Source organism: uncultured Campylobacter sp. (genome assembly GCF_938045775.1).
Taxonomy (GTDB): Bacteria; Campylobacterota; Campylobacteria; order Campylobacterales; family Campylobacteraceae; genus Campylobacter_B.
Window position 1 is genome coordinate 1 of sequence record NZ_CALIBH010000107.1, and the last position, 12,344, is coordinate 12,344.

Annotated in this window: 10 protein-coding genes; 5 read left to right on the plus strand and 5 right to left on the minus strand. The window is 48.4% G+C overall.

The window, feature by feature from the left end; genetic code table 11:
- Both Q0238_RS04045 and Q0238_RS04050 read left to right on the plus strand, forming a co-directional pair.
- On the plus strand, window positions 1-560 hold a 560-nt coding region (locus tag Q0238_RS04045), incomplete at its 5' end, for a universal stress protein (RefSeq protein ID WP_297943140.1).
- 404 nt (window positions 561-964) lie between these two features.
- On the plus strand, window positions 965-1,420 hold the full coding sequence (locus Q0238_RS04050) for a hypothetical protein (protein WP_297943141.1): 456 nt from the start codon (window positions 965-967) through the stop codon (window positions 1,418-1,420).
- 137 nt (window positions 1,421-1,557) lie between these two features.
- Here the strand turns inward: Q0238_RS04050 and Q0238_RS04055 are convergent, their stop codons facing one another.
- From Q0238_RS04055 to dcd, 4 genes are all read right to left on the minus strand, one after another.
- Window positions 1,558-2,697 (minus strand): cation:proton antiporter, encoded by a 1,140-nt coding sequence (locus Q0238_RS04055; RefSeq protein ID WP_297943142.1) that lies wholly within the window; start codon window positions 2,695-2,697, stop codon window positions 1,558-1,560.
- A gap of 104 nt (window positions 2,698-2,801) precedes the next feature.
- Entirely contained in the window at window positions 2,802-4,010 is a 1,209-nt protein-coding gene (locus Q0238_RS04060; RefSeq protein ID WP_297943143.1) for a metallophosphoesterase family protein, read from the minus strand.
- A complete protein-coding gene (gene topA / locus Q0238_RS04065) occupies window positions 4,007-6,238 on the minus strand; it encodes a type I DNA topoisomerase (protein WP_297943144.1) in 2,232 nt (743 codons plus the stop codon). Before topA ends, Q0238_RS04060 begins: the two co-directional genes overlap by 4 nt.
- 3 nt (window positions 6,239-6,241) lie before the next feature.
- Window positions 6,242-6,805 (minus strand): dCTP deaminase, encoded by a 564-nt coding sequence (gene dcd, locus Q0238_RS04070; RefSeq protein ID WP_005871523.1) that lies wholly within the window; start codon window positions 6,803-6,805, stop codon window positions 6,242-6,244.
- Between the two features lie 174 nt (window positions 6,806-6,979).
- Between dcd and Q0238_RS04075 the strand changes: the two genes are divergently transcribed.
- The 3 genes from Q0238_RS04075 to Q0238_RS04085 all read left to right on the plus strand — a co-directional run bounded on the left by Q0238_RS04075 (window position 6,980) and on the right by Q0238_RS04085 (window position 10,146).
- Complete coding sequence (locus Q0238_RS04075) at window positions 6,980-7,978, plus strand: type II asparaginase (RefSeq protein ID WP_297943148.1); 999 nt, start codon at window positions 6,980-6,982, stop codon at window positions 7,976-7,978.
- A 375-nt stretch (window positions 7,979-8,353) separates the two neighbouring features.
- On the plus strand, window positions 8,354-8,812 hold the full coding sequence (gene accB, locus Q0238_RS04080; RefSeq protein WP_297943145.1) for an acetyl-CoA carboxylase biotin carboxyl carrier protein: 459 nt from the start codon (window positions 8,354-8,356) through the stop codon (window positions 8,810-8,812).
- Window positions 8,809-10,146 (plus strand): acetyl-CoA carboxylase biotin carboxylase subunit, encoded by a 1,338-nt coding sequence (locus Q0238_RS04085; RefSeq protein WP_297943146.1) that lies wholly within the window; start codon window positions 8,809-8,811, stop codon window positions 10,144-10,146. Before accB ends, Q0238_RS04085 begins: the two co-directional genes overlap by 4 nt.
- Before the next feature lie 569 nt (window positions 10,147-10,715).
- Here Q0238_RS04085 and Q0238_RS04090 read toward each other — a convergent pair.
- Window positions 10,716-12,344: hypothetical protein (locus tag Q0238_RS04090; protein WP_297943147.1), on the minus strand; the 1,629-nt coding region annotated here is incomplete at its 5' end.

A 12,344-nucleotide genomic window follows, 5' to 3' on the forward strand; every position in this document is an offset into this window, starting at 1 on the left:
CAAATAGCGCCGCTTTGAGGCATATGGTGGGCATCCGCTCCGAGCTGGTCGAGAAGTACTCCAAATATTGCGATTTGGTGCTGGTTTCGGTGCCGCCTACAGGCTCTATCACCGGCACGTTCGAGGCTGCGGTTACCAAAAGTGGCAAGCCTTGCATCGTCATACCGCGCAAGCTGCAGGAGTTCAAGGCAGATAAAATTTTAGTCTCGCTTACCGGCACTGCGGCGTCTGCGCGAGCGCTTGATAATTGGCTGGAGCTTTTGCAGCGCGCCAAGTCCGTCACCGTCATCACCGCAAACCACTACCTTCAAGAGGGCATCCCCGAAACGAAGCGCCGAATAAGCGATTATTTGGCTCTGCACGACGTTAATATCGATGCTTTCGAGACGCTAAACGCAGACGGCAAGATCCCTGGGCAGGTGCTGCTAGAGTACGCCGACGCAGGCGATTTCGATCTAATCGTCGCGGGCTTGCACTCAGACAGCGGCATAAAAGAGATATTCCTAGGTGGCGCGTCGAAATACTTCCTGCAAAAGACTAAAATTCCGGTCTTAATGTAGCTTGAGGCTTAGACGCCGTGTCGCGGCATATCGCCCGCATAGCGTCTAAGCTTAAGTCGGCTTTTAAGCGCCGCAAGCTAAAGCTTAAATTTTAATCGGCTCGCCGCCATGACTTTGCTAGCCCCGCCCGCAGATCGTGCAGTTATGCTTCTTGCGGATGAGTTGCGATTAATTTTATTGCTAGCTTTGCTAACGAGCCGCGCTTGCTTTGCTACGGCTAGCGGAAGCAAATATATCCGCAACGAGCGGGGTTAGCGGTCGCGGCAAGCTCACCGGTCTATCTTTAAGCGCGCCGAGTTTGGAATTTCCATGCCTGCCGTTTCGACTGCATCGCAAAATTTTGCATAAAATTTGCGCTTGAAATTTCTGTTTGCACGCTAAATTTTAAATTCCAAGGAGCGCAGATGGCGTTTGAAAATGCAATTATCACAAAAGATGATGATGAGAAGTATGGATTGAGTGAAATTTACTACAAATATAATCCATACTATGAGACTTTCATTAATGAATTACGATGGACTATCGATAGGGAGAGAGATTGCTGGGCTTGGTTTCTTTATAGCTTCCCAGGCTATGAATACGACCACGATTACGATACAAAGTCTATTTGGATATTATATCATAAAGGTGAAATTATAGAGATGATTATAGATCATGAGGTAAATATTAATAGGAAATTAGTTCCAGAGGAATTTCATAGGATTTGGAAACTCCTAGATTTAAAACCAAATCATACGCAAAGTCTTAATAAGCAAGATATTTTATGCCTGTTAAAAGAAATTTTAGAAGCATATAGGGACTGTGATTTGTGGAAACCGGAGCCGAATTATACTATGGAACTTCAAGATCTAACTGATTGAGCTGCAAAATAGAGCTTTAAATTTAACTTCATTTTAGTCCCGCATAAAATCAAATTTCATAGAATTCTAGAATTTCGCAAAATTTTGAAATTCTAAAATTCCAAAATCCTATAATTTCAAAATTTTAAATTCCCGCCCTAAAATTTCTTGTAAATAAAATTTATCAAAATCATCGACGCGAGCGCCTCTATGAGCGAGGCAATGATCATCGCGAAGTATATCTCTTGCGATATCGCGGCGGTGGAGTAAAAAAGCGTCGCCGTGGCGATGACGAGGGTTAACGGCATAGATAACGATAGCGCGAAAAGCACCGCACCTTTGCGCCCCAGAGTGCTTAAAAACGTAGCGCTCGCAAGCAGTCTGATACCAAACATCAGCGCCGCTAGGCTTACGGCAAAGCTCATCACTCCGGGCATAAGGAGCGCTTCTAGCTTGATCACGGCTCCGGTGTGTATGAAAAATATCGGCACCAAAAAGCCAAAGCCGAACGACGATAGTTTCTCGATGAGGTCGTCCTTGTGAGAGAAAAAGGTCGGCAGAAATGTGCCTGCGATGAAGGCGCCGATGACGACCTCAAGCCCCAAAAGCATCACTCCGGCGCAGATGAGGCAAAACAGCGCCATCGCAAATCGCACGTCCTTTTCGTTTTTGTCGTATTTGGGCATGATGACCGTTTTTAGCGCGGGGAACCACCAAAATAAAATTTCAAGCCCTTTAAAAACCGCCAAGGCTGCCACGGAAAAGCCCAAAAGCGCGCCGATATGAAGCGCCATCTCCACGCCGAAGCCGTTTTTAAGGTAGATGCCGCCCACTGTGAGGGCGGCGATGCTGATGAGCTCGCCGATCACGCCCGCGGGCATCGCGAGATTGAGCCACGCTTGATCCTTGCCGTATTCCTTATACAGCGCCGAAAGCAGCCCGACGCTCATCAGAGGTGCGGCGATGATAAGCATCTGCGGCAGTTCAAACACCCAAACCGCAAGCGCGCTTAGGATATAAAGTAGCGCCAAAAAGATTAGGATTAGCCGCAAAATTTTGCGCGGCATCGCAAGCAGCGCGCGGAAATCCACCTCGCAGCCCGCCAAAAACATAAGGTAGCAAAAGCCGATCTGAGCGGCTAGATCGAAGGTCGCGCTTGGCGGCAAAAGCCCTAAATTTGCGGCTATGATGCCAAGCATGATCTCCATAGGCGAGAGCGGAATTCTAGCTAGGCTAGCCAAAAAGGGCGAAGCAAAGATCAAAAACGATAGCGCGATTAGGACGTAAATTTCATTCATATGCTTTGGCCTCGCATCCTTTTAGATTTTCTCCGCACTGCTTTAGAATTTTTTCGCATCTTTCTAGCATTTTCTCTGGCTGCCCAGGGGCTTTTCGTATCATTTTAAGACCTCCTTTCGGTCGCTTTATAGTTCTTTGCGCTGCGAACGGAGACGAAATATGCGCAATTTTCGCTCTTGCACCACAACACAGACAAATCGAAAAGCCGCTTTTTGCGCCCGCAAATCTCGTCCGGATTTAGCACGAGCGCGCCGTTTTTATCTATCGCCACGGCGAAAAAATGGGTGTGGCCGTAAATTTTGATAGTTGAAATTCTATCCGCGCCACACTGGCACAAACCCCGATTTTTACCTTCGCCGCTTGTATTGGGGCTCAAACTCGCGGTCAAATTTGAGTTCAAGTTTGGTGCGGCTAAATTTGCACACGAGTTCGGCGCGACTAAATTTGCGCTTAAACTCGGCGCCGTTAAATTTACTGCGCGATCCACACTGAAGCTTGCTTTAGAGTTCATATCTGGGCTCATATCAGCGGCCAAATTCGCGCTTGCATTTGAGTTTAAATTTACGTTCGTGCCCGAAGCGAGGTCCGCGCCTAAGTCTAAATTTACGTTTGAGTTCGCGCCCACATTCAAGCCCAAGCTCGCATTTAGACTTGCGTACTGCCCGCTTTTTAAATTTGCGCTCGCGCTACTTATGTTTTTAAAATTTGCATCTGTGCGGCGCGCGCCGTTTAAAATTTTATCTGCACTCGCAGTATTAAAATTTGAGTTTAAATTTACCGAGCAAGCCGTCGCTTTAGAATTTGCGATTAAAATTTCCCCGCGATACGCGCTGCGGTTTGAGCCTAAATTCAGGTCGCTGTTTGCTTCGTCGCTAAAGCCCGAATTTTTGACTAGGCCCGCGCCGCAATCCCTGCGAAAATTTACCGCGCGATCCGCATCGGCGCCGGAGCTAGAATCCGCACCCAAATCCGCATCTAAATTTAACCCGTCTGCTTCGTTTTGCGCTACGGGCTCCTCGTCAAAGAGATAAAACGGATGGTGCATTATTTTTAGTCGTAGTCCCGTAAACTCCGTGCAAAAGGGCTCATCGTGCAGGTTAAACTCATTTTTTAGCTCCGCAAGCGCTTCGTCGTTGTTGCCAAGAACTGCAAAGTAGGGCTTGCCGCTTTGTCGCAAAAGCCGCAGCGTCTCGCTCTCGACGATGTCGCCCGCGTGCACGAGCAGGTCCGCTCCTCGCGCGAGCAGCCACTCTATGGCGCTGGCAGCGACCTTTGTTTCGCGATGAGAGTCCGAGATGACGCCTATTATCAATCGATCTCTTCTTTAAGCTTGCACTGCGGACACTCGGCGAAATTACCTTTTTTCAGCTCTTTGCGGAGCATGTATGAGTTGCCGCACTGCGGGCACGCACGCGCAATCGGCGCGTAGTTGCTCACAAAGCCGCATTTGGGGTAGTTCGTGCAGCCGTAAAATTTGCCGCGTCTGGAGAAGCGCTCGACGATCTCGCCGGTACCGCAGCTCGGGCACTTAACGCCGGTGGAGAGCAGCGGCTTTTTCTCCTTTGCCGCGCCCTCGATTTTGCGCGAGTATTTGCACTTCGGATAGCCCTCGCAAGCGATAAACTCGCCGTATCTGCCCTTGCGTTTGATCAAATTTTTACCGCATTGCGGACATTTCTCATCTAACACTTCGGGCGCCGCCTTCTCCTCGCTCGCCCCCTCGGCGCTAGCGTCCGCGTTTCGCGAGTATTTGCATTTCGGATAGTTCGAGCAAGCGATGAACTCGCCGAACCTGCCCTGCCTCTTAAGTAGCTCGCCGCCGCAGTTCGGGCATGCTTCGCCGATCTTTTCGGCTAGTTTTTGGCTTGCGATCGACGTTTTTCCTTTGGCGATCTCGTCCATAAAAGGGTAGTAAAAATCTGCCAAAATTTGCTGCCAGTCCGCTTTGTTTTCGGCGATGTCGTCGAGCTTTTCTTCCATTTTGGAGGTAAACTCGCTATCGACGATATTTTTAAAATTTTGCTCCAGCATCTTGGTGATCTTAAAGGCGATCTCGCTCGGCACCAGGTGCTTTTGCTCGATATTTACGTAGTTGCGCGTAGTAAGCAGCGAGATGGTAGGCGCATAGGTCGAGGGCCTGCCGATGCCTAGGCTTTCGAGCTTTTTGATGAGGCTCGCTTCCGAATAGCGCGCCGGCGGCTCGGTGAAGTGCTGCTGCGAGCTTAGGCTTTGCAGGCTCATCGCGTCGCCCGTATCGAAGTTCGGTAAAATTTTATCCTTATCCAGATCGCCGTAAGCCTTGTAAAATCCGTCAAATTCCACCTTGCGCCCGCTGATCTTAAATGCGCCCGCTTCGCCGCGCACGATGATCGTTTGGATCTGCGAGACGCTAGGGCTCATCTGCGAGGCTACGAAGCGGTTGTAGATGAGCGCGTAAAGGCGGTACTCGTCGCGAGGCAGTATTTTTTGCGCGAGCTCTGGAGTAAGCTTCAGATCGGTAGGCCTTATCGCTTCGTGCGCTTCCTGCGCGCCTTTACTTTTGGTGGCGTATAAATTCGGGCTTTTGGGCAGATATTTTTCGCCGAAGCGCTCGCCGATTAGCTCGCGAGCCGCCGCGATCGCTTCTTTAGCGATATTTAGCGAGTCGGTTCGCATGTAGGTGATCGCGCCGCCGTTTTTGGTATTGACGCCTTCGTAAAGGCTCTGCGCGAGGCTCATCGTCTTGCGCGGATTAAAGCCCAGAGCCGTGCTCGCCGCCTGCTGTAGCGTCGAGGTCATAAACGGCGGGTAGGGGTTCGTCTTGCGCGATTTGCTCTCGATACTCTCTACGCTAAATCTGTCTTTTTGCAGCGTCAGGACGATCTCGCTAGCCTGCGCCGCGTTTTTGACCGAGAGCTTTTCCATTTTTTCGCCGCGAAATTCCACGAGTTCGGCTTCTAAGTCCTTTTTAAAAACCGCGTCGATGCTGTGAAATTCTACCGGTTTAAAATTTAAAATTTCGCGCTCGCGATCGACGACGATTTTAAGCGCGGCGCTTTGGACGCGACCCGCGCTTAAGCCGCGCTGGATCTTTAAATTTAAAAGCGGACTTAGCTTATAGCCCACGATGCGATCGAGCAGGCGGCGCGCTTGTTGAGCGTTTACGCTTGCGATATTGAGCTTGCGCGGCGAGCTTAGCGCATTTGAGATCGCGCTTTTGGTGATCTCGTGAAATACGATGCGCGGCAGCTCCTGTGCCTGCTTGCCGATCGAAGCGGCGATATGATAGGCGATCGCCTCGCCCTCGCGGTCCTCGTCCGTCGCGAGATAAATTTGATCCGCCTTTTTGGCGAGCGTCTTTATCTGCTTTACGATCTGATCGTGATCGGCGCTGATTTCGTATTCGGGCTCGAAGCTTTTATCTTTGATTTTAATGCCGAATTTTTTCTGCGGCAGATCGCGGATATGGCCTTTAGACGCGATTACGTCGTAATTGTCGCCTAAGAAATTTTTGATCGTTTTGGCTTTTGCGGGAGATTCTACGATGATTAAATTTTTCATTGTTTAATCCTTTAGAATTCTAGGCAGCGTGATGCCCTTTTGGCTTTGGTATTTGCCCTTTTTGTCGCAGTAGCTCACCTCGCACGGCTCATCCCCTTGCAGAAACAAAACCTGCGCGATTCCTTCGTTCGCGTAAATTTTTGCAGGCAGCGGCGTGGTGTTAGAGATTTCAATCGTGATGTGCCCCTCAAAGCCCGGCTCAAACGGCGTTACGTTTACGATGATGCCGCAGCGCGCGTAGGTGCTTTTGCCCAGACAGATCGCAAGCACGTCGCGCGGCATTTTGAAGTATTCGATGGTGCGCGCTAACGCGAAGGAATTCGGCGGTACGATGCAGACGTCGCCCTCAAAATCCACGACGTTTTTTGCGTCGAAATTTTTAGGATCGACGACCGTTCCGCCGACGTTTGTAAAAATTTTAAATTCGCGCGCTACGCGTATGTCGTATCCGTAGCTGGAAAGTCCGTAGCTAACGACGCCGCGACCGATATTTTCCTCGCAAAAGGGCGCTATCATATCGTGCTGCTGCGACATCTGTCTGATCCATTTATCGCTTTTCAGTCCCATAAAATTTCCTTAAAATAATCAAAATTTTTCGCGCATTATAGCAGCAAAATAAAATATAATAAAAATTTTATGCTAGAATTTTGCTTAAATTATAAAAATTTTATCACTTTTTAAGGAGCAACTATGGGGCTACTCAAGAAATTTGCGTTTATTACGTTTTTTATCGCGTCATCTTTGGCTGCTGCGAAGCCAAATATTTATATTTTAGCTACCGGCGGCACTATCGCGGGAAGCAGCGCAAGCGCCACGGAGGGCAACTATACCGCAGGCTCAAAGGGCGTAGAAGATATCTTATCGGCAGTGCCGCAGCTAGGGGATTTAGCTACGATTAAAAGCGAGCAAATTTCAAATATCGGCTCGCAGGAGATGAATGATGAAATTTGGCTCAAGCTCGCAAACCGCGTAAGCGAGCTGCTTACTAAAAACGATGTCGACGGTGTCGTCATCGTGCATGGAACCGATACGATGGAGGAGACGGCGTATTTTTTAAGCCTGGTAGTAAAATCCAAAAAACCGATCGTTTTGGTGGGGGCGATGCGAAACGCTGATTCTATGAGTGCTGATGGACCGCTTAATCTATACAACGCCGTTGCCGTCGCGGCAGATAAAAACGCTCGCGAAAAGGGCGCTCTTGTAGTGATGAACGACGAGATTCACGCCGCACGCGAGGTTACGAAAACAAATACTACTAACGTTGCGGCTTTTGCCTCGCCGAATTCCGGCAAAATCGGCACCGTGAATTACGGAGTCGTAAATTTCTATATGACACCGCTTCGCAAACACACCGTCGCAAGCGAGTTTAATATCAAGGATTTCAAATCCTTGCCGCGCGTCGATATTATTTACGCGCATCCGCAGGACGTGAGCGATTTCGTAGAGACTGCCGTGCAAAAGGGCGCTAAGGGCATCGTAGTCGCCGGCATGGGAAACGGAAATTTATACCCCGATACGGAGGCTGCGCTTGCAAAAGCTAGCGAAGCGGGCGTGATAGTCGTGCGCTCAAGCCGCACGGGCAGCGGCTCAACTAGCGTAGGCTCAGAGGTGGACGACGCTAAGCTAGGCTTTTTAACCGCCGATAATCTAAATCCGCAAAAGGCGCGCGTGCTGCTGATGCTGGCTCTTAGCAAAACGAGCGATAAAGCGAAAATTCAGAGCTTTTTTGCGACACATTAACACATAGGGCTTCGCGTGGATAGAATTTCGGCGCGAGGCTTTAAAATAATATTTCGGCATAAAATTTTAAAGAAAAGCAAGGCACGGAATTTTCTCGCTCGGGGCTTGGGCGTAGAATTTCGGTCGTAAAATTAAGTGCTAAATTTAAAGGATTTAAAATCATCCTGCGCTCTTACGGCAAAATTTCGTGTTTCGCTTGCGAAGTTCGAGCTTAAAATGAACGAGGCAAATCTCACTCCGTAAATCCTTAAAATCAGTCCGCAAATTCTGTCGTAAATTTGGCTTTGCACTTCTTAAAAGTCCCGCAAAAATCCATTTAAAGAAACAATTATAAAAATTTAGCTAAAATTTCGCAAATTTTTTCAGGAGAAATTTATGACAAAAGCAGAAATCAAAGAGTTAATGGATTTTTTCGGCGAAAAGCAGGGCATTAACGAGCTAAAAATTAAAGATAAAGATTTTGAAATCGAGATAAAAAAATATGGCCCATGCGGTGGGAGCACGCCTCAGCTCGCCGCACCGACACCCGCTCCGCAGCTTGCTGCGCCTTCGGTAAACGTGCTCGTGGGCGATAAGCCCGCCTCAAAAGGCGCGATGGATACGATCGACAGCCCGATGGTAGGTACTTTTTATAAAGCGCCAAGTCCCGGTGCGGCAGAGTTCGTAAGCGTGGGCCAGGTCGTGCATAAGGGTGATACAATCGGCATAATAGAAGCGATGAAGATTATGAACGAGATTGAGGCGGAATTCGACTGCCGCATAAAAAAAGCTCTCGTTGAGGACGGACAGCCCGTCGAATACGCTATGGCGCTGTTTGAGGTCGAGAAGCTATGAGAGAGCTTAAAAAGATCCTCATTGCAAACCGCGGCGAAATCGCTCTGCGCGCGCTTCGCACTATCCAGGAGATGGGCAAGCAAGCTATCGTCGTGCACTCTACCGCCGATCAGGACGCGCTTTACGTAAAATACGCCGACGCGTCGGTCTGCATAGGCGGACCGCGCAGTAGCGATAGTTACCTAAATATCCCCGCGATCATCACAGCCTGCGAGCTAACCGAAGCTGACGCGATATTTCCGGGATACGGCTTTTTGAGCGAAAGTCAAAATTTCGTAGAAATTTGCGCTAAGCACGGCATTAAATTTATCGGCCCGAGCGTCGAGGCAATGACTTTAATGAGCGATAAGAGCAAGGCTAAGCAAGTGATGATGCGCGCGGGCATTCCTGTAGTGCCTGGCAGCGACGGCGCGATCGCAAGCGTCGAAGAGGCACGCAAGCTAGCCGCCGAAATCGGCTATCCGGTCATCATTAAAGCCGCAGCCGGTGGCGGTGGGCGCGGAATGCGCGTGGTCGAGCGCGAAGAGGATATCGAAAAGCTCTTTTGGTCGGCAGAGAGCGAAGCGATGAGCGCGTTCGGCGACGGCACGATGTATATGGAAAAATATATCACAAACCCGCGCCACATCGAGGTTCAGGTCTTGGGCGACGAGCACGGACGCGTCGTGCATATCGGCGAGCGCGACTGCTCGATGCAGCGCCGACATCAAAAGCTAATCGAAGAAAGCCCGGCCGTGATCTTGGACGAGCCGACACGAAAGAGCCTGCACGAAACGGCGGTTCGCGCCGCTAAGGCGATCGGATACGCAAGCGCGGGAACGTTTGAGTTTTTATACGATAGCAAGGACAAGAAATTCTATTTCATCGAGATGAATACCCGCTTGCAGGTCGAACACACCGTAAGCGAGATGCGAAGCGGGCTCGATCTGATTGAGTGGATGATCCGCATCGCGCAGGGCGAGAAGCTGCTGCCTCAAAGCGAGATAAAATTTAGCGGGCATGCGCTTGAGTGCCGCATCACCGCCGAGGACTCTAAAAGCTTTATGCCAAACCCGGGTAAAATCACAAAATACGTTGCTCCGGGCGGCAGAAACGTCCGTATGGATAGCCACGTCTATGAGGGCTACTCGGTGCCGCCTTACTACGACAGCATGATCGGTAAGCTCATCGTTTACGACAAGGACCGCGAGCGTGCGATTGCGAAGATGAAAGTCGCGCTAGATGAGCTCATCATCGGTGGTATAAAATCGACGCGCGATTTTCATCTTAGAATGATGAATAACCCCGATTTCGTGGATAATAACTACGACACAAATTACCTAGCCAAGCATTAAATTTAAAACTCCAAGGGATGAAATTCTCTTGGAGTTTTAAAATTTATTTGAAATTCTGCATTCAAGATTCCGCTTTAAATTTTTCATTTAAAGAGCTACTTGAAATTTTGTTTTAAAATTTTATTGCGCCACGCTTTAAAATTTTGCTATTAAATTTGCCGCTAAATCTAGGTAAAGATGCGCGAGACACGCCATTGCTGCCGCTTATGTATTTTACGATGAGATTGACGGCGGGCTCGGTTAAATTTTACGTTCTGCGGCGGTTGAAATTTAGAATACGTGTCTTGCTGTCGCAAATATTTGCTTTCATCCACACCGATCTAGTTAAAATTTAATGCCATGCATGCGCTCTATCATCTATTTCGGCGACCGGCTACCGACGTGCGCGAGTAAGCGGTATAAATTTACCGCACGAGCCGCCGCACCCGTTCGGCGTAAATTTTATCGCGTTCGCCATTGCGAGCGTGAATAGTATCGAGCCGCAAATTTTAAACTATCTCGCTGTGCGCGCCAGAGGCGGTGATTTGCTTTACGAGTAGAGCATTTCAGATTCTCAAATCGTCAAAATTTCAAACTCCAAATTCCTCGTAAAATTTATTCAGATAATCGGCGTAGTAGAAGTTTTGATTTCTAGCGTCAAATTTACCCGCCAGTTCCAAAGCCGTTTTGTAGTCGCTCTCATCGCCAAATGCGCTAACAGCGATGAAAAATCGCAGGTCGTTCAGATCGTCGTTGCTATCGAGTATGGCGTGCGAGTGTTTGCGAGCTAAGCTTAACGCCGTCTCGCGCTCATCCAGCCTAATGGCGATCTCGATTAGCGGCGCGATCTGATTTATGACGCGAGGATTTGACTCGATCGTCGCCGCGGCCTTGGGTAGCAGGGTTTTCGCCTCCTCTATCTTGCCTGTTTTAATCATGCTAAAAAGTATCGGCGCGTAGGTCGTGTGAGGCACTTCGCCGCAGGTTAGCTCGCCTGAGAGTATCGGTGCGGCAAGCTCCAGCGCGGCTTCATGCTCGCCTGCAAAATTTAAATACGCGATCTCATCGCTAGCCTCGCACGCTTCGCAGTCGTTCATGTCGTCTTTGGCTAGCTTTTTCCACAGCTCGTAGTTTGCCTTCGCCTCTCTAGCATCGCCCATATCGATGTTTTGATTCATCAAGGCCTTGTAGTAGGCTGCCAACGAGAGCTCCATGCGCTCGTAGTAAAACAGCATCGCCTCGTTTGCCTCGTCTATGAGCTCCTCTTCGATTATAGAGCTTTTGGCGATGCCCGAGACTATCCATTTAAATTTCCACAGGCAGCTCTCGAAGTCGCCGAAATTCGGGTATTCGCTTTCTTTTAAATTTTGCGCGATGTAGCCCGTGAGCCACATTAGCGCCCTCGTTCTTAAAACCGCGCCGAATTTTTCAAAATCGTCGTTTAAAACAAAGTCGCAAATTTGCGCGGCAAAGTCAAAATTTTCCGCCTCGATGGCGCCCTTTATCGCGTCAAACAGATACTCCTCTTTATCTGCCATCAAGATATTTAGTATCTCGACCTCAGCGTTTTCTTTATAAAGCACAAGCTGATCGTGAAGACCGAAAAAACTAAGGCTGCCGTTGCGTAGGTGCATAATAGCCTTTGCTCCGAAAATTCCTGATGCAGCTAAAATAAAAATACACAATATATCAGTTATACTTTCGCCGATTGTCATATCGTATGCATCGGCGGCAAAAATTAATAAAATCCAAAGAAGTAGTGCTATTTTTATAAACCAATTTATCCTTTGCCGCATACTGTGTCTGCAATCAAAGCTAATTATCATCGCACCTATACTATTTAATTCGAAAATTTTACGGATTTTGTTTTTGTAATAATACAGAATTTTATCACTTTTAAACTCAAAATACATGCCGTCTTTGTCCCTAATTACGGTCAACAATGAAACCAATATAGACGGAAGCATTCGAAAAGTCTTAAGACTAACGGGATTTACTATGGTAGCAAAAGTCAAAAATATAATAAAACCTATCAGTAGCGCCGGAAATTGATAAATCATAAATTCGTAATAAGTATGATCTTTTATTACTATCGGCTCTTTGTCGTAATCTCTAGCCTTGGAATTCTGCGGTAAGGCGCCGCTGTCATCGGATATAAAATTTTGCTGCTCTATGTTGTTTACACAGGCGGAATTCTGATCCGCTTCGGCTTCTAAATT